Source organism: Shewanella psychrotolerans (assembly GCF_019457595.1).
Taxonomy (GTDB): Bacteria; Pseudomonadota; Gammaproteobacteria; order Enterobacterales; family Shewanellaceae; genus Shewanella; species Shewanella psychrotolerans.
Genome location: NZ_CP080419.1, coordinates 2,285,777 through 2,303,599, shown reverse-complemented (window position 1 = coordinate 2,303,599; position 17,823 = coordinate 2,285,777). Strand labels below are relative to the sequence as shown.

Sequence of the window (17,823 nt, the reverse complement as noted above, 5' to 3'; positions counted from 1 at the left end):
TTTGTTTAGTGTGCTTGCGCTTATAAATTTCTGTGTTGGGTGACAACCTGACTATCATTTCAAAAAGATGACAATAACAATGAAAAAAACTGCAATCATACTAGCCCTTGCGGCTGCGGGTGTTGCTTTTGGCGCCAATGCAGCGTCACCAGAGCCTTTTAAGGTTCAGCACCTTGTTAAAATGAATAAACTACATTCGACAGCATTATCTAATGACGGTACCAAAGTTGTTTATGCTGTGAAAAATATTGATGACAATGGTGAAGCCGAATCGGATCTGTATCTTCAGATGATCGACGGCTCTGGTGAAGTTAAGCGCCTAACTTCGATGAAAGGCACTGAGCATACGGTTTCGTTTAGTCATGATGATAAAAAAATCTATTTCCTTGCCGCACGTGATGGCAGCTCACAGCTATTTGAACTTGCACTCGATGGTGGTGAAGCACGCCAGATATCTAAGCTACCTTTAGATATTGAAGGGTACAAGTTGTCCCAAGACACGCAGCAAGTTGTGTTTAACATGCGCGTCTTTCCAGAATGCAAAGATTTAGCCTGTTCAGCAGATAAATTTGTCAGCGAAGCCGAGCGTCAATCCACTGGTCGTGAATACAAACAGTTAATGGTTCGTCATTGGGATACCTGGGGCGACCATGCTCGCAGTCACTTATTTGTTGCGCCATTAAACGGTGAAACCATTACTGCACCCGTCGATGTGACCATGGGCTTAGATACTGAAACGCCACCCAAGCCATTTTCTGGTATGGAAGAGGTGACTTTCACTCCCGATGGTAAATATGTTGTCTATAGTGCGAAAGCACCAAGTACCTCACAAGCTTGGGAGACGAATTATGATTTATGGCAAGTCCCCGTTACTGGCGGTCAAGCTAAAAATCTGACCGAAGCCAATAAAGCGTGGGATGCACAGCCTACATTTTCGACTGACGGACGCTATATGGCTTATTTAGCCATGACTAAGCCTGGGTTTGAAGCCGACCGTTACCGTATCATGTTACGCGATACGGTAACTGGGCAGGAAAAGGAAGTGGCGCCGCTTTGGGATCGCAGTGCGAGTTCATTAATGTTTGCCAGTGATAACCGCACCCTGTATGTGACTGCGCAAGATCTTGGTCAAGTTAGCATCTTCGAAGTGAATACTCAGTTTGGCGATGTTAAGACTGTCTATAACGAAGGCAGTAACAGCCTTGTTGGTTTAACTCAGGATAAAATTGTATTTAACCATAAAAGCTTAGTCGAGCCAGGCGATCTTTATACCATGTCGCTAGATGGCCAAAATATGAGCCGCTTAACTGAGGTTAATAAAGAGAAGCTGGCTAATATTAAGTTTGGTGAATTTGAGCAGTTTAGTTTCAAAGGCTGGAACAACGAAGAGGTCTATGGCTACTGGATAAAACCAAGTAACTATCAGGAAGGTAAAAAATATCCTGTTGCTTACCTTGTTCATGGTGGCCCACAAGGATCATTTGGTAACTCATTTAGCAGCCGCTGGAATGCGCAGTTATGGGCAGGCGCTGGATACGGCGTTGTGATGGTCGATTTCCATGGCTCTACTGGTTATGGCCAAGCATTTACTGATTCAATCTCCAAAGATTGGGGTGGTAAGCCACTAGAAGATCTGCAAAAAGGCTTAGCCGCTGTAACACAACAGCAGAAGTGGCTAGATGGTGATAAAGCATGTGCATTGGGTGGTTCTTACGGCGGCTACATGATGAACTGGATCCAAGGTAACTGGAACGATGGCTTTAAATGTCTCGTTAACCATGCTGGTTTGTTTGATATGCGGTCTATGTACTATGTGACAGAAGAGCTATGGTTCCCTGAATACGAATTCGGCGGTACATATCAGGACAACAAGGAGTTGTTCGAGAAGTTTAACCCCGTTAACTATGTAGAGAACTGGCAGACGCCTATGTTGGTTATTCATGGTGAGAAAGATTTCCGAGTGCCTTATGGTCAAGGTCTTGCGGCATTTAGCTTTATGCAGCGGAAAGGTATTCCGTCTGAATTGCTGATTTATCCAGATGAAAACCACTGGATATTAAACCCTGATAACTTAGAGCAGTGGTACGCGAATGTGCTAGGTTGGATGGATCGCTGGACTAAAAAGTAAGCTTTTGATTCCCGATCACATAAAGCCAGAACCGATGTTCTGGCTTTATTATATGGTCCGCCTCACCCTAAGCTAACCTAAGGGTAGACACATCTTCCTTTCACCAGTACCACGCACGCAAATGTAAGCCAGCTGATGGTTCGGCATCAAAACAGGTGTATCCATGTTTGACTTTCCGTATCCCTTTTGGCGGGCTTTACTAGCAACGACTTGCAGTAAACGATCAATATCGTATCGTTTCGTTCATCATTAACTCGATGAGTTTACGATTACATCCAGTATCAATAAAAGGTATTATCAGATTGCTACTATAGGACTAAGTTGACTGGCGAACTCGGCCCAGATAAGGAGATTTCGATGAGTAATTTGCGTGAGCAAGTGTGGCGCTGGTATGAGCAAGGGAAGATAGCTGCAGAGGAGATGCCTAAGGCATTAAAGCTGGCAGGGCAGTCCCAAGCGGATGTCGAATGGCAACAGAAAATAGAGCAATTATTGCTTTGGCTTGGCGTACTGCTTTTGGCTGCTGGGGTGATCATTTTCTTGGCTTTTAATTGGCAGGATTTTGGTAAATTTGGCAAATTTGCCCTAGTGCAAGCGTTGCTTCTGATTTGTTCCTTTAGCTACACCTGGTTTCGCTGGCAAGAACGTGACTCTCTCGTCGATGGTTTGGGTGCAACCAAAGCCAACTCGGCCTTACTGGGGTTAAGTTTTATGATTGGCGCTTTGCTCGCGCTTGTTGGGCAAACCTACCAAACTGGCGCAGATCCTTGGCAACTATTTGCTATTTGGTCACTGTGTCTGTTGCCATTGGCATGGTTGTCTGGATTTGATCTACTCTGGCTAAAGCTATTACTCTTACTCAATGTCAGTGTGGTGTTATATTTTTCGACCTGGCCGCAAGCGTTATGGTGGTTCGGCTTTGACATCTTCCCCTTGGTGGTGATCAGTGTCTGTAATGGCTTAAGCTATCTCTTTTTCTATGGCGCAACCGCCTTGGGCCTCACCCGCTGTAATGCCCCAATCACTCAGGCGCTCACAATGGTCACTGCATTGAGCGCACTCACTTGGTATGGCTGTTGGCAAGCTGCCGATATGACAAACAAGGCTTCTTTCACTTTTTATTGGTTATATGCCCTAACGGTATTTATCTTATCGCGTTTTGTACTACAACAATTATTTCCTTTAGCCTTAGTGTGTTTTAGCGTTATTGCAGTCAGCACCGTCTGGCTCGCAACGAAACTGTTTGTTGGCGCCAATAATGGAGTCTATATGTTTCTGTTGTTAAGCCTATATGTTATTGGCGTCACTACGATGGCCTCGGTTTGGTTAACTAAGGCTCGTGGTTTATTCCATGGCGCGCAGGCTGATCAGGAGGCGTGAAAATGACAGCAGCAAACGAACAATTATGGCAAACATTACAACAGGCCAATTGTGTCAATCTTGATATGCCAGTGCCAAAGGAGCCTTTAATGCCCCCTTGGTATCTCACCCTGTTAGAAGGGGGCGCAGCGTGGATAGCTGCTGTGCTTTTATTGGGCTTTGTGGGCAGTTTTATGAGATTAATCGTGACTGAAAACATAGGGCTTGGGGTATTGATTATTGGTAGTGTCTTCGTATTGACAGGCCTCTTTTTCGATCGACAATCGACTCGCCAGCAGGTGTTTATGTCACAGTTGGCTTTGGTGTTAGGTTTATGCGGATTACTCTGTCTCAGTTGGGGTTTATGGGAAGAACTTGGTCATCACAATTGGGTGGCTTGGTTTATCAGTTTAGGTGTGCTGCTGAGTATCCATAGTCTTTTTATCCATAATCGCTTGAGCGTGTTGCTTAATGGCATAGGTATTGGTGGATGTATAACCGGTGTCTTGTATCAGTGGCAATGGATGAACCTATTGCCGTTGATAATGTTAGTGCTTGCGATAATACTCTGCCTGAGTATAGAGCGTGTAGGGGTATATTACGGCCGCATATGTTATTTGGCTTATGGGTTGGTGTGCTGGACGTTAATGACACAAGGTCTACTTATTCTAGGCACATCGCAAGTCGATTTTTTTAATAATTCGATTCGCGAGTTATCGGTTTGGGCTTGGTTGCTGCCTTGGTTAGTCAGTGTGCTAGCAAGTGTCATGGTCGTTGGGTATATCTTCAATCAAAAGAGAGCGTCATTAAGAACGCCTGCGGGTTACGCGGCAATGACTGGCGTTTTATTCATTGGCTTTTTAGCCATACCGCTATCGGGCTTAAGTTGTGCGGTGCTATTTTTGTTACTGGGTTTGCAGTTGCATAATAGGGTATTTACCAGTTTAGCCCTCGTCAGTATCCCACTGTTTATTTGCGCCTATTACTATTCACTTACGGTTTCCTTATTAGAAAAATCGCTATTATTAATGGCATTAGGTGTGGTGTTATTGCTTGCCCGCTGGGGAGTCAATTATTGGCTGTCTCAACCGAATAGCCTTACCAGCCAGGAGGTACTATGACATCAATTAATCGAGCGAAATGGAATATTGCGTTGGTGGCAGTGTTAAGCGCTAGCCTACTTATATTGGTTAACTGGGATATTTTCACGCGCGAAGCTTGGCTTGCCAAGGGGGATGTGGTGCGTCTTAAACTTGCGCCGGTCGATCCACGTTCGTTAATGCAGGGCGATTATATGACGTTAAATTATGAGATCATGGCTCCGATCCGTAGCAGTACAACTGAGCAAAACCTCGACGCTTATGTGCGCGTTAAGCGTGATCCTGATCTGGTGGCACAGTATATCGGCGTTGAAACCCGTTATCTCGATTCGACTGCCTTAGCTGAAAACGAGTTGTTATTGCAAGTGAGAGTGCGCGGTGGCCAAGTAAAATTGGCCACCAATGCCTATTTTTTTGAAGAGGGAAAAGGCAAACATTTTGCTGCGGCCAAATATGGAGAATTTCGAGTCAACCACAAAGGCGAATTGCTGCTTGATGCCTTGCTCGATCAATATTTGCAAAAATTGTAAACGCTATCGTAAGTGACTAACTTAATTCTACATCGGTGTTTTAGCCAGATAATTGGTCAACATCGATAGGTCATCGTGACGGCAATCAGATGCTGTGGCTTTCAAGTCTACTGCCGAGCTTATTGGCTATACCCGCACCTTGCCTGAGTCATTGGCAACAGTGTTGGTTATCTGTATAACGCATTATTGATGCCAGCCTCCATTATCCAACGACTTAAAAATCGGATGGATAATGGTGAAATAGTTAATCTAACGGTATACCTTCATTGATGCGATACCAACCCGTTAGGCTGTAACGATCTTTATTGGACAAGCTTACTTCGTGAGGGAATAACTCGCTTAAGAAGACCACCATAGTGCCAAGGCGAGGCTCAACGGTTTCAAATGGCATTGCTTCATCATGGCGATACATGAGTAATTCGCCCCCATCACCTTGCTGCCACTCTTTGTTTAAATAAAGAATGGTGGTTAATTTACGGTTTGATTGCCCTTTAAATGCATCAACATGGCGTTTATAAAAAGTGCCCGGTTCGTAGTGGGCAAACATGGTTTCATAATCGAATAGGCCTAAAAAGAAATAGCGATTAATAGCGAGTCTTAATCGTTCTGACCAATCAAAATAGGGAGCAGCGAATGTCATGGTGTTATCTAGCCAACAAATTTTGTCACTGCGTATAGTTTCAACAACTTGTTGATTTTTTTGTCTACCAATGGCTGCGGGTTTAAATGCGCTAGTGTTTATTTGGCTGAGATCATCGACTAAGTTATTAAGCACTGCGATAGGAAATAGATTGTGTAATACGATATAGCCTTTGTCGGCGATAGTTTCACAAATGTGGTCAAAGATATCTTGGGTTATATCGATAGCGGGTCGGTTGTTCAATTAGGTATTGCTCAAAAAACAGGGGCAGATTTTATATCTCAGTTAGGGAATAACTGATAGCGAATAATTTCTATGGTGTGAACAAATTTAATTTGTTTAGCCTGATCCTTTAGCTTTGGGATTTTTGCTTAGTTGCTTAGTTGCTTAGTTGCTTAGCTCGGGTTGTCGAGTGTGAGAGGGGATTGAAAAAAAGGGCGCCGTATGGCGCCCTGTTAATGTATCGCGATATTAAACGATATCTTGATACTTTTTACCGTAAAAACTTGCAGTAAGCAGTGCCTTAAGTTCAGCGATTAGTGGGTAGCGTGGGTTAGCACCGGTACATTGATCATCAAACGCATCTTCGGCTAACTCATCGAGTTTGGCAAAGAAATCGGCTTCGTTGACGCCTGCTTCTTGGATTGAAGCCGGAATGCCAATCGTCTTCTTGAGCTTAGCGATTTCTTCAAGCAATGCTTCCACTTTTTCCTCATCACTAATGCCTTCGCCTATTGCGCCTTTAAGGTTTAGATGCTCAGCTATCTTCGCGTAACGACATAGTGCTTTAGGGCGGTCGTATTGACTGAATGCAGCTTGTTTGGTTGGCAAGTCTGTCGCGTTAAATCGGATCACGTTGTCGATCAGTAACGCATTGGCGAGTCCATGAGGTATATGGAATTCTGCGCCCAGTTTGTGTGCCATTGAGTGACAAATACCTAAGAAAGCGTTGGCAAATGCGATACCAGCGATAGTCGCGCCATTATGCACCTTCTCCCTTGCAACCGGGGCTTTTGCTCCTAAGTTGTACGAATCAGGTAAGTATTTAAATAATAGCTCAAGTGCTTGCAACGCTTGACCATCACTGTATTCGTTTGCCATGACGCTGACATACGCTTCAAGCGCGTGTGTTACCGCATCGATACCACCAAAGGCGGTTAATGACTTTGGCATATCCATCACTAGGTTAGGATCGACAATTGCCATGTTTGGTGTCAATTCATAATCTGCAATTGGATACTTCATCCCAGTTGTTTCATCAGTAACCACCGCAAATGGTGTAACTTCAGAACCAGTGCCAGAAGTGGTAGGCACTGCCACCATCATCGCTTTCTTACCCATTTTAGGGAACTTATAAATACGCTTACGGATATCCATAAAGCGTAGAGCTAAGTCAGCAAAGTCGACTTCAGGATGCTCGTACATCACCCAAATGATCTTAGCGGCATCCATTGGTGAGCCACCGCCGAGGGCGATAATCACATCAGGCTGAAAACTTTGAGCCATCTTAGCCCCTTGATTAACGATAGCAAGGGTTGGATCAGCTTCTACATCGTAAAACACTTCGGTCTCTAGACCTTGTGCTTTAAGGATTTTTATCGTTTCATCACAATAACCATTGTTGAACAAATACTTGTCGGTAACAATTAATGCGCGTTTTTTATCGCTAAGTTCTTCTAGGGCGATAGGTAAGCTACCGCGGCGGAAATAGATAGAAGAAGGGAGTTTATGCCACAACATATTTTCGGCTCTCTTAGCAACAGTTTTCTTATTGATTAAATGGCTTGGTCCTACGTTTTCAGAGATTGAGTTGCCGCCCCATGAGCCACAACCTAAGGTCAAAGAAGGCGCTAACTTAAAGTTATAAAGATCGCCAATTCCACCTTGAGATGCCGGAGTATTAATTAAGATACGGGCCGTTTTCATTCTGAAACCAAACGCTCTAACACGCTCAGTTTGCGTATCTTGATCGGTATATAATCCAGATGTATGACCAATACCACCAAGCGTAACAAGGGCTTCGGCCTTATCCATTGCTTGTTCAAAATTGGCTGCGCGGTACATCGCCAGGAGTGGAGATAGCTTCTCATGAGCAAATGCCTCTGCTTCTGAAATAGACGTTGCTTCTCCAATCAACACTTTAGTTGACGCTGGCACTTTGATATTAGCCATAGCTGCGATTGTCGCTGCGCTTTGGCCTACGATATCGGCGTTAAGATTACCATTTTTAAGGATAACCTTTTGCATTGCTTTCGCTTCTTTGGCCGACAAAATATAGGCGCCATGGCTAGCAAAGCGTTCTTTTACTGCATCATAAATTTCATCGACAATAACAACGGCTTGCTCTGACGCACATACCACACCGTTATCGAAGGTTTTTGACATCAATATTGAGCTAACTGCGCGCTTAATATCGGCAGTTTCATCAATTACGATAGGTGTATTTCCCGCACCTACGCCAATTGCAGGCTTTCCTGATGAATAGGCGGCTTTCACCATACCTGGCCCACCAGTTGCTAAGATTAGGTTAATTTTATCGTGGGTCATTAATTGGTTCGACAATGCAACACTTGGCTCGTCAATCCAACCGATAATATCTTTAGGAGCACCGGCTGCGATAGCGGCATCAAGTACTATTTTAGCTGCAGTTGTTGTCGACGCTTTTGCACGAGGATGGGGAGAGAAAATAATCCCGTTACGCGTTTTTAAACTAATCAGCGCTTTAAAAATAGCGGTAGAGGTTGGGTTAGTCGTTGGCACAATACCACAAATAATCCCTACGGGTTCTGCAATGGTAATCGTCCCGAACGTAGGGTCTTCGGCTAAAATGCCACAGGTTTTTTCATCTTTGTACTTGTTGTAAATGTACTCAGATGCAAAGTGGTTTTTAATCACCTTATCTTCAATAACGCCCATTGACGTTTCTGTTGACGCCATTTTGGCAAGTGATATTCTCGCATCAGCAGCGGCTAAAGCTGCTGCTCGAAAGATTTTATCGACCTGTTGTTGACTAAAATTGGCATATTGGGCTTGGGCCTTAGCGACCCGTTCTACCAGTAGGTTGAGTTCCTGTTCGTTTGTGACGTTCATAGTTAAGATCCTTGAAAAATATTTAGCCAAAAACAGTTTTGGCTAAATGTTCTCCGTGAATAAAAATTACACCCAAAGCCCCATTTTATCCGTGATCTTAACCACGTTTTTCGTCTGTTATGTAATAAAATGACGAGATTTATAACTTGTTTGGATGATTTGTACTCAATGTGGCACTAAAAATAGAAAATTTAATTCAAAGTTGTGAATTGTGATAGAAAATCTCATTTCTCGAATACTAGGCAATAATGTAGAGTAGCCTTTTTTTCAACATTCCACTTTTATCACCTAGTATTGAAACCTAGTAAAAGTCACTGAGGACATGACATTGGATTTAACTGTATATGTTAAATTTTTTCTTGGCTTAGTTGCTATCATTAACCCGGTAGGGCTACTACCTGTTTTTGTTAGCTTAACCAGCCACCAAACTGAATTGGAACGAAATCAAACCGCTAAGAACGCCAATTTAGCCGTAGTGATTATTCTCTTGGTCACCATCGTCGCAGGGCAACATATTTTAAATATGTTTAGCATCTCACTGTCAGCTTTTCGCATCGCGGGTGGGGCGCTTATTGCAATCATCGCAATGTCGATGTTGCAAGGTAAACTGGGTGAAGTGAAACGTAACCAAGAAGAAGATCGTGAAGCTTCTGGTATGGAATCGGTGGCGGTTGTTCCGTTAGCACTGCCATTAATGGCCGGTCCCGGTGCCATTAGTTCTGTTATTGTGTCGGCTGCGCAGCACAAAACATTGACCGATTTAATGGGGATGTCTATTACGGTGATTATTTTTGGTTTGACCAGTTTTGCGCTATTTAGAATGGCACCAGTGATTTTTAAACTATTAGGTAAAACAGGCATCAACGTAATCACCCGTTTAATGGGTTTGTTAATGCTATCAATTGGGATAGAAGTTATGGCTGCTGGATTTAAAGGTTTGTTTCCGACGTTAGTCGGCTAGTCTAAAATTCACCGTTTAAATGAGTACAGAAGCAAATAGCCAATAAGGAAAACGCGCCAAAGAGCGCGTTTTTTTAGCATTCTACTTATACGTTGAATGACCTCACAAGGGAACAAGCATTCCATCATCCATTTACCTTGAATGAGTTGCCAAAAACACGCGCAATAGATCACTTTCTGATGCTGATTGCTATAGTCCAAGCCGCAAAAATGTGATGACAGAGCGGTTATTATTGCAGATCGATCAATGACCCCGCTCGGGCACTAAACAGATGTTGATGCAGCCTTGCTGCAAACTCATCGGTCATTCCCGATATGTAATCAGCGATAACTCTATGAGTATTACCATCCTTGTCATATGTCACTTGCCAACGCTCTTGAGTATTGAGGGGTAATAGGCGCTGGGGATCGGAGGCGAAGGCTTCAAATAACTCCATCACTATTTGTTGGCCTTTATATTCAAGCATCTGAATCTCAGGTTTACGTATCACTCGCTGGTATACAAATTGTTTTAGTATGTCTAAAGCCTCTTGGAATGGTTGCTCTAAGGCTGCGTTGTAACGCAACAATGGCTCTGAAAAATGGGGGTTATCATCGATAATAATAGCAGTGACAAATCCGTTCACTAACGTGCCTATGGCATCTTTACGCAGGTGATTTTCAATAGAGAACAGTTTATCGCCGATGTTGGCAAACTCCTGCTTTATCCATGAATCCTTGCTGGCGGCTAGTTTGTCTGCGACATCTTGTTGCCACATAGCCTGCGTCACAATCCCCATTACAATGGCATCTTCCAAATCATGGATGGCATAGGCAGTATCGTCTGCAAGTTCCATTATCGAACAATCCAGTGATTTATAGAGAGTTCGTTTATGCTCTGCGGGATCGATAGTCTTGGTCGAGAGGAACAGGCTTTTATCACTGCTTGATAGGGGCTCAAGCACCCAGTCAACAATCGGTTTATCTTCATCAAATATCCCTTTAACGGGCCGCCATTGAGATGGTTTGAGTTGTCGATAACTACTGACTTCAGGTTTGGGATAGGACTGGTATAACTCGGCGTGACAGGCTGGGTATTTTAAGATCCCAAGTAAGGTTCTACGGCATAAATTCATCCCAAAAGATTGAGTATAGGGTTCTAGGGCCGTTAAAATTCTAAAGGTTTGGCCGTTGCCTTCAAAACCGCCATCATTTCGCATCATGTAATTAAGCGCAACTTCACCACCATGGCCAAAGGGAGGATGGCCAATGTCATGGGCTAAACAGAGGGATTCAATAAGACTCATGGAATCAAGCAAGGCCGCCAGTTGCGGGTATTTTTGTTTTAATTGGGCACAGATCCCTGTGCCAATTTGTGATACTTCAAGGGAGTGGGTGAGTCGTGTACGATAAAAATCATTCATGCCGACGCCAAGAACTTGGGTTTTGGCTTGTAAACGCCTAAATGCAGCTGAATGTAATATCCGAGCCCTGTCGCGTTGATAGGGGCTCCGATGATCGTTACGGCGATGTTTATCTTCGCCTAAACGTCTTTCATGCCATTGGACTGAAGTCATTTTTGCTCCTCTTGAGCGAGTAGTTCCTTAGGATATGATCATAAAAGGCGGTTAATATCATCCAAGTTTAGCTCGAAACTCGGGATGAAAGTATCGATAAAATATTTCACGGCAGGGTCTGAATTATTGGCTAAAGATTGTGATAATCGCTTTTTGGCGGTTTTGAACTCATGATTGCCAGCGCCTTCTTCTTCTAAGCACTTCAGGTAAGCACACAGGGTGTCTGCCGATTTAACTATCTGTTTATACGTGCTATCGGTGTTCTCACTGGTTAACAGTTCGCGATAGTCCTCTTTAAATTCATCGGGAACCATCTCCAACAATCTATGTTCTGCAATCGCTTCGATTTTTTTGTATTCAGCTTCGATTTCTTTATTGAAATACTTCACCGGAGTGGGGAGGTCACCTGTTAACACCTCACTGGCATCATGAAAAATGGCAATAGTAGCGGCGCGTTCAGCATTGACTTCGGTATTAAATTTTTTATTACTGATCACCGCAAGCGCGTGTGCCACCATAGCGACTTGCAGTGAGTGTTCTTGAACATTTTCGGGCCGGACGTTGTACATCAATGGCCAGCGTTGAATAAGCTTCATTCTGGCTAAATGGGCAAATAAATGACTCATAATTAATCTATTTCTACTACTGGTGCCAACACATTACCACAGGCGTTGAGTGAAGAAATAGGGGGGATAAAATAAAAAAGCGATCAAATTGATCGCTTTTATTTAGGAATCTAAGTGATTACTGACGATAGGTTTCGAGAAACTCACCAAATTCAGTGATCGCTTTTTCGAGGTCTTCCTTATAGGGTAAAAATACGACCCGCAAGTGATCGGGTTCGCGCCAGTTAAATGCGGTGCCCTGTACTAGGAGGATCTTCTTTTCTTTTAATAGATCGAGGACCAAACGCTCATCATCGCGTAAGTTAAACTTTTTCGCATCGAGTTTAGGGAAGGCATAGAGTGCGCCTTTGGGTTTCTTACAGCTGACTCCTGGGATCTGATTAAGCAGTTCGAAACAGGTATCACGTTGAATCGTTAATCTTCCCTGAGGGGCGACGAGTTCTTTGATACTCTGGTAGCCGCCTAATGCAGTTTGTATGGCGTGCTGATTGGGTACGTTAGCGCAAAGACGCATCGAGGCTAACATATCTAACCCTTCTATATAGCTTTTGGCTGCTTTAAGGTTACCCGATAACATCATCCAGCCAACACGAAATCCTGCTGCGCGGTAGGATTTAGATAAACCATTAAAGGTGACGGTAAGAATATCGTCCGAGAGTGTTGAAGCCGGGATATGCACGGCGCCATCGTAGAGGATCTTGTCGTAAATCTCATCGGTGAACAAAATGATGTCGTGCTGACGACAAAGCTCTATCACCTGCAACAATAGTTCTTTTGAATACACCGCACCTGTGGGGTTATTGGGGTTTATGAGTACCAAACCTCGAGTACGATTAGTGATCTTAGACTTGATATCCTCAAGATCGGGAAACCAATCTGACTCTTCATCACAATGATAATGTTGCGCCTTACCACCAGAGAGGTGAACCGCAGCGGTCCATAGTGGGTAGTCGGGCGAGGGCACCAGTACTTCATCGTCGCTATTTAACAGGCCTTGCATTGCCATGACGATAAGCTCTGAAACGCCGTTACCGATATAGATATTTTCAATATCGACGCCGAACAACCCCTGACTTTGATAATGTTGCACAATGGCTTTACGGGCAGAAAATAGGCCTTTAGATTCACAGTAACCTTGCGCACTCGGCAGGTTAAGGATCACATCTCTGACAATCTCTTCAGGTGCTTCAAAACCAAATGGCGCGGGATTACCAATATTAAGTTTTAAGATCCGATGGCCTTCGTCTTCTAAACGACGGGCTTCTTTATGTACGGGTCCTCGAATGTCATAACAGACGGTATCGAGCTTATTTGACTTAATGATTGGGCGCATTGAAACCTCTTAAATGCCTTCGAAGAAGAATTTTTTGAACTTAAGTCTGCGAACAATAACGAAAAAATCTCGTTATTAAAAGGGGGTTAAACAATAAAAAATGTGGACGAGGCAGGATAAACTGCTGACTTTGGTGTTCTGTCAATGGATGGTCAGTTATTTATCTTGTAAAAAATGCTTTTTACATGATTATTGTCTGATTAATTAGGCTGTGACAGAAAAAAGCCAGCGATATACGCTGGCTTTTTTAAACACGTTAAAAATTAAGCGCGTTTTTTAAATTCGTTAGTACGAGTATCAATTTCGATCATGTCGCCAGTTTTAACGAAGTCTGCAACACTTAGGGTGCCGCCACCTGTGATAGTTGCTGGCTTCATCACTTTACCTGATGTATCGCCACGAGCTGAAGGCTCAGTGTAAATGACTTCACGTACGATAGTGGTTGGCAGTTCAACAGAGATTGCTTTACCTTCGTAGAAAGTCACTTGGCAAATGTCTTCCATACCATCACAGATATAAGCAGCTGCATCGCCTAGGTTATCAGCTTCTACATCGTATTGGTTGTACTCAGAATCCATGAATACATACATAGGATCTGCATAGTAAGAGTAAGTACAATCAAGACGATCTAGAATGATATCGTCCATCTTGTCTTCGCCTTTGAAGGTCGTTTCAGTTGAAGAGTCTTGTAGCACGTTCTTCAATTTCATTTTTACGATAGCCGCGTTACGGCCTGAACGCGTTGTTTCGGTTTTCTGCACAACCCATGGGCTGCCATCTAACATGATCACGTTACCAGGACGGATTTCATGAGCAGTTTTCATTTCACTATTTCCTATTTTAGGTTTTTTCTATTTCAACGCAGTATCTTAGCTATTTTTCACGAATTGAACTAGTCGCGAAGCAAGATCTGTGTCATTTAATGCGTCAATTGGCCACTTCTGAGCATGATGCATCAGTGGCAAATTGGCTAATTCGAGTTTTTGCCAGTACTGTTTTATGTCATTTTCGCTAGCTTCATTGAAGGCTAGATTCAGCGCCTGCCAGCTGTCAGCAATTTCCGGCGCCAGATTATGACAATAAAGTGCCATAAAGGCTCGTAATTTTATTAGATGATAATCCTCTTCTTGAGGATATATGTGCCAAATGAAGGGTTTTGCAGCCCATTGAGCCCTTAAAAACGAGTCTTCTCCGCGCACAATATTAAAGTCACAGCTCCATAATAAGCGATCAAACCCCAATTGATCTGTCATGGGGAGAATATGAATGGTTAAATTGCCATAGGTAAACTGTTGACCGGGACTAACCTGCCCAGGATGAGTTATTATGCTACCTAGGCTGTTTAAACTCCGCCCTATGGGAATTAACGCATGGACTTTGGTTGTAGCCGATTGCCATAACTGACATAAAGACGCTAAGGCTTCAGTTTCATAGCTAAAGATACTAATAACCGTGTCAGCTACGCCTATGCCTTTGAGACCCAATTGTTGAAATAATCCATCTCTGTTGCTCGGGTCTGATTGCCAACTTTCTCGCTCAGCAAAAAGATCCCGCTCACAAATAAGCCCGCCCGTTTTTTCATTAAAGCCTGGGAAGTAAAAATACTTTTTCAATCCACTCGCTTGTAAAGAGGGAAGGGCGTGACACCCATCGACCCAATCTTCAGCACTTAAATATTCGAGGTTTAACCACAAAGGGGCCGTAAGTGCTGTTGAGTGATGGTATTGAGTGATTTTATCAATAACTTCGGTGGGAAGCTCACATGCAAATGCTTCGATAAGCACGCTGCCGGGGTGATACTGGAGCGAGAGCGGCTTATCCCATAACTTAATGGTCACACCATCAAAGTGCTGTATTGCTTGGTTTGGATTAAGCGTCGGTAAAATATGTGAAAAACTATTAAGATCGTCGACCCAAAGGTTAACCGCTATCAGGTATTCCCGCGCGAGTTGTTTGGCAAGGCGCCATGTAACACCGATATCGCCATAGTTATCAACGACAGTGCAAAAAATGTCCCAGTGCTCTTGTGTCTGGTGGGCATGTGTCCAGTGGTTATGAGTGTTGTTATTTGCCATCTGTAATGTTTACATTGCTAGCTAAAAAAAGCGGCTAAAAGCCGCTTTTTATAATGTTTTGGACAAACTCAATTTCATTCAAATTGTATCTTGAATACATCAGAGCTTGAACAAAATCCTGAGTTAATCTTCTAGCTCAGCTAGGCACATCTCTTCATAGATCTGCTTAACCCATGCGTCGACACGTTCCTCTGTAAGTTCTGGCTGACGATCTTCATCAATACCTAGACCCACGAAGTGCTTATCATCGGCTAAACCTTTTGATGCTTCAAAGTCATAGCCGTCAGTTGGCCAATGGCCAATCACAACAGCGCCTCGGGCTTCAACAATTTCGTTAACCATGCCCATCGCATCAAGGAAATACTCGGCGTAATCCTCTTGGTCACCACAACCAAAAATAGCCACTAATTTACCGTCGAAATCAATTTGCTCTAAATCTGGGAAAAAGTCATCCCAATCACACTGAGCTTCACCGTAATACCAGGTAGGAATACCAAAAAGGAGTAGATCATATTCAGCGATCTCTTCTTTAGTACTCTTGGCGATATCTTTAACGTCGACCATCTTTTTACCCAGTTTTTTCTGGATCATTTTGGCGACGGCTTCGGTGTTACCTGTATCACTGCCGAAAAAAAGACCTACAGTTGCCATTGTCTTTCCTTTATCTAGTTCATTAACTTAATTTTATGCAAAATCGCTATAGATCAGTTATTAACCTGCTGTAGCAAAATTGACTCGATTAATTGGCTGCGGCTGATGTTACTGGCCAATGCCTTTTCATTCAAGGCGTCATATAAATCTTGTGACACCTTTAACTCTATTCGTTTTAATCCATTCGCTTTGTCACGTTGGATTTGATTACGTTTGTTGATCTTTAGCTGTTGCTCTCTGGATAACGGATTACTGCGAGGGCGACCTCGACGCTTTTCAGTAGCAAACAGGTCTATCGTTGTTCTGTCTGATGATTCTTTTGCCATTGAAACTACATTTAACCTATGCCTGAGCCTTCCCAGGACATCTGTATTAATCCTTTAGCTATAAACCCGGCGCAGCCGAGAAACAATACTAACCATACAATAACGCGGCCAAATTTAGGAACTTCCCCCTGCTTTAGCACGTCATGAATTGCCATACCAATAAAGAAAAATATCGAAGCAAAAAACAGATCCAATCCAATCGATTCTATCTGCTCCATATACTGAGATAACATTACGGCGTTCCCTCAGGCGAAAAAATGAGGCGCGAATATATCATAGTTAACCCATGTCTGCTATACGATTTACCATCACTTATTTGAAAAAAATGATCTAAATAAGTGATGAATATCGCCGATAAACTGGGATAAAAACACTGATGGAACCGCAGCACGCCCTAATCATTGCTAGCGATAAAATCACTCACCAAGCGATTAAATATTGCTGGTTTTTGAGCATGTAACCAATGTCCTGTTCCTGCTAATGTCTTGGCTTGAATAGCTGGGAACTGCTGCAAAAATTGAGCGCTATGCTCAGCTTTGACATAATCTGAATCACCACCGCGAATACAAAGACTTGGCCCTGTATAACTGAGCTCGGTCGAAATTTTATTTGACGGTAACTCATTTGCGGGCAAATTGTCATCACTCAGATCCCAACCGATGAGCTTGTCGTAACAGGCTTGTAAGCCCGCAAGGTTCATCTTCCAACTAAAACCTGCGTCATCATTTTGCAGGTTCTTCAGTAAAAATTGCGCTGTGCCTTCATCTATACCGCTATTGAGCAGTTCGGTTAACGCTTGTGAGCGGCTACGTAAATTTTTAAGATCCAACTGATTAAGCGCGGCAAAAACGAGCTGATGCCGTGGATTATAGGAAACGGGGGCGATATCTGCGATCACAAGGCTTTTTACATATTGAGGGTTAAGTAGCGCCGCCGCCATCGCGATTTTACCGCCCATTGAATGGCCCATAAAGTGTGCGCTGTCAATCGATAACTCGTCTAATAATTGCGTCATCGCTTGCGCTAAAGAGGGGTAATCCATCTTCTGCCAATGTGGGCTTAGGCCATGGTTAGGCACATCGACCCGTATAACCTGGTGATCGGTCAATGCGTTAGCCAGTGTTCTAAGATTATCTAAGTTGCCGAACAAGCCGTGGATCAGAATCACCGGCGTGCCATTACCCGATATTTGATAGTTGAGAGTCGACATGAGTTAGCTTGTTGAAAATTTGCGTCAAATTGTGCCTGTAAATACTGTTAAATGACAGTACTATGAAAATCGATGAATATCACTTGAATGGTTTTTCAGCAAATGATCGTTAATTTATTGATCAAACGACGATCTGCGATAAATTTAGTGCGATCGCTCTTTATTCTATAAGGGCAGTTGGCATACACTGGAACGGATCTGAGCCAAGGGTGTACGGATCGGTTTATAAACAATAAGAA

16 protein-coding genes are annotated in these 17,823 nt (G+C 43.3%); 5 read left to right on the top strand and 11 right to left on the bottom strand.

Features of this window, described 5'->3' with window-relative positions:
- Positions 1-67: 67 nt before the first annotated feature.
- From K0I62_RS10175 to K0I62_RS10160, 4 genes are all read left to right on the top strand, one after another.
- Positions 68-2,128 carry a dipeptidyl-peptidase 5 gene (locus K0I62_RS10175; protein WP_434086808.1) on the top strand — a complete coding sequence of 687 codons (2,061 nt, stop codon included), beginning with the start codon at positions 68-70 and terminating at the stop codon, positions 2,126-2,128.
- 357 nt (positions 2,129-2,485) lie between these two features.
- Positions 2,486-3,508: a DUF2157 domain-containing protein gene (locus K0I62_RS10170; RefSeq protein ID WP_220068055.1), complete on the top strand. Its 1,023-nt coding sequence runs from the start codon at positions 2,486-2,488 to the stop codon at positions 3,506-3,508.
- Between the two features lie 2 nt (positions 3,509-3,510).
- Entirely contained in the window at positions 3,511-4,608 is a 1,098-nt protein-coding gene (locus K0I62_RS10165) for a DUF4401 domain-containing protein (protein ID WP_220068054.1), read from the top strand.
- Positions 4,605-5,117: a GDYXXLXY domain-containing protein gene (locus K0I62_RS10160; protein ID WP_220068053.1), complete on the top strand. Its 513-nt coding sequence runs from the start codon at positions 4,605-4,607 to the stop codon at positions 5,115-5,117. The genes K0I62_RS10165 and K0I62_RS10160 overlap by 4 nt, the downstream gene beginning before the upstream one ends.
- A 244-nt stretch (positions 5,118-5,361) precedes the next feature.
- Here K0I62_RS10160 and K0I62_RS10155 read toward each other — a convergent pair whose 3' ends face one another.
- A complete protein-coding gene (locus tag K0I62_RS10155) occupies positions 5,362-6,000 on the bottom strand; it encodes a 2OG-Fe(II) oxygenase (RefSeq protein ID WP_220068052.1) in 639 nt (212 codons plus the stop codon).
- Positions 6,001-6,228: 228 nt separating this feature from the next.
- On the bottom strand, positions 6,229-8,847 hold the full coding sequence (gene adhE, locus K0I62_RS10150) for a bifunctional acetaldehyde-CoA/alcohol dehydrogenase (protein ID WP_220068051.1): 2,619 nt from the start codon (positions 8,845-8,847) through the stop codon (positions 6,229-6,231).
- Positions 8,848-9,175: 328 nt separating this feature from the next.
- On the opposite strand from adhE, the gene K0I62_RS10145 reads away from it, so the two are divergent.
- Positions 9,176-9,808: a YchE family NAAT transporter gene (locus K0I62_RS10145; protein WP_220068050.1), complete on the top strand. Its 633-nt coding sequence runs from the start codon at positions 9,176-9,178 to the stop codon at positions 9,806-9,808.
- A gap of 229 nt (positions 9,809-10,037) precedes the next feature.
- Here K0I62_RS10145 and K0I62_RS10140 read toward each other — a convergent pair whose 3' ends face one another.
- The 9 genes from K0I62_RS10140 to K0I62_RS10100 all read right to left on the bottom strand — a co-directional run bounded on the left by K0I62_RS10140 (position 10,038) and on the right by K0I62_RS10100 (position 17,584).
- Positions 10,038-11,363 (bottom strand): anti-phage deoxyguanosine triphosphatase, encoded by a 1,326-nt coding sequence (locus tag K0I62_RS10140; protein WP_220068049.1) that lies wholly within the window; start codon positions 11,361-11,363, stop codon positions 10,038-10,040.
- A 38-nt stretch (positions 11,364-11,401) separates the two neighbouring features.
- The gene (yfbR, locus tag K0I62_RS10135) at positions 11,402-11,989 is read right to left on the bottom strand and encodes a 5'-deoxynucleotidase (protein ID WP_220068048.1); all 588 of its coding nucleotides are present in this window, start codon (positions 11,987-11,989) and stop codon (positions 11,402-11,404) included.
- Between the two features lie 118 nt (positions 11,990-12,107).
- Positions 12,108-13,322, bottom strand: coding sequence for a pyridoxal phosphate-dependent aminotransferase (locus tag K0I62_RS10130; RefSeq protein ID WP_220068047.1), 1,215 nt, complete (start codon positions 13,320-13,322; stop codon positions 12,108-12,110).
- Positions 13,323-13,585: 263 nt separating this feature from the next.
- Complete coding sequence (efp, locus tag K0I62_RS10125; RefSeq protein ID WP_220068046.1) at positions 13,586-14,146, bottom strand: elongation factor P; 561 nt, start codon at positions 14,144-14,146, stop codon at positions 13,586-13,588.
- A gap of 45 nt (positions 14,147-14,191) precedes the next feature.
- Positions 14,192-15,397, bottom strand: a complete 1,206-nt coding sequence (earP, locus tag K0I62_RS10120) for an elongation factor P maturation arginine rhamnosyltransferase EarP (RefSeq protein ID WP_220068045.1) — start codon at positions 15,395-15,397, stop codon at positions 14,192-14,194.
- 123 nt (positions 15,398-15,520) lie between these two features.
- The gene (gene fldA, locus K0I62_RS10115; RefSeq protein ID WP_220068044.1) at positions 15,521-16,048 is read right to left on the bottom strand and encodes a flavodoxin FldA; all 528 of its coding nucleotides are present in this window, start codon (positions 16,046-16,048) and stop codon (positions 15,521-15,523) included.
- Between the two features lie 53 nt (positions 16,049-16,101).
- On the bottom strand, positions 16,102-16,374 hold the full coding sequence (ybfE, locus tag K0I62_RS10110; protein WP_220060958.1) for a LexA regulated protein: 273 nt from the start codon (positions 16,372-16,374) through the stop codon (positions 16,102-16,104).
- An 11-nt stretch (positions 16,375-16,385) separates the two neighbouring features.
- Positions 16,386-16,607: a DUF2788 domain-containing protein gene (locus K0I62_RS10105; protein ID WP_220068043.1), complete on the bottom strand. Its 222-nt coding sequence runs from the start codon at positions 16,605-16,607 to the stop codon at positions 16,386-16,388.
- A gap of 161 nt (positions 16,608-16,768) precedes the next feature.
- Entirely contained in the window at positions 16,769-17,584 is an 816-nt protein-coding gene (locus tag K0I62_RS10100; RefSeq protein WP_220068042.1) for an alpha/beta fold hydrolase, read from the bottom strand.
- Positions 17,585-17,823: the final 239 nt, after the last annotated feature.

Coding starts and splice junctions, on each gene's coding strand:
- K0I62_RS10175 (WP_434086808.1), top strand. CDS start 68: ATGACAATAACAATGAAAAAAACTGCAATCATACTAGCCCTTGCGGCT.
- K0I62_RS10170 (WP_220068055.1), top strand. CDS start 2,486: ATGAGTAATTTGCGTGAGCAAGTGTGGCGCTGGTATGAGCAAGGGAAG.
- K0I62_RS10165 (WP_220068054.1), top strand. CDS start 3,511: ATGACAGCAGCAAACGAACAATTATGGCAAACATTACAACAGGCCAAT.
- K0I62_RS10160 (WP_220068053.1), top strand. CDS start 4,605: ATGACATCAATTAATCGAGCGAAATGGAATATTGCGTTGGTGGCAGTG.
- adhE (WP_220068051.1), bottom strand. CDS start 8,847: ATGAACGTCACAAACGAACAGGAACTCAACCTACTGGTAGAACGGGTC.
- K0I62_RS10140 (WP_220068049.1), bottom strand. CDS start 11,363: ATGACTTCAGTCCAATGGCATGAAAGACGTTTAGGCGAAGATAAACAT.
- yfbR (WP_220068048.1), bottom strand. CDS start 11,989: ATGAGTCATTTATTTGCCCATTTAGCCAGAATGAAGCTTATTCAACGC.
- K0I62_RS10130 (WP_220068047.1), bottom strand. CDS start 13,322: ATGCGCCCAATCATTAAGTCAAATAAGCTCGATACCGTCTGTTATGAC.
- efp (WP_220068046.1), bottom strand. CDS start 14,146: ATGAAAACTGCTCATGAAATCCGTCCTGGTAACGTGATCATGTTAGAT.
- earP (WP_220068045.1), bottom strand. CDS start 15,397: ATGGCAAATAACAACACTCATAACCACTGGACACATGCCCACCAGACA.
- fldA (WP_220068044.1), bottom strand. CDS start 16,048: ATGGCAACTGTAGGTCTTTTTTTCGGCAGTGATACAGGTAACACCGAA.
- ybfE (WP_220060958.1), bottom strand. CDS start 16,374: ATGGCAAAAGAATCATCAGACAGAACAACGATAGACCTGTTTGCTACT.
- K0I62_RS10105 (WP_220068043.1), bottom strand. CDS start 16,607: ATGTTATCTCAGTATATGGAGCAGATAGAATCGATTGGATTGGATCTG.
- K0I62_RS10100 (WP_220068042.1), bottom strand. CDS start 17,584: ATGTCGACTCTCAACTATCAAATATCGGGTAATGGCACGCCGGTGATT.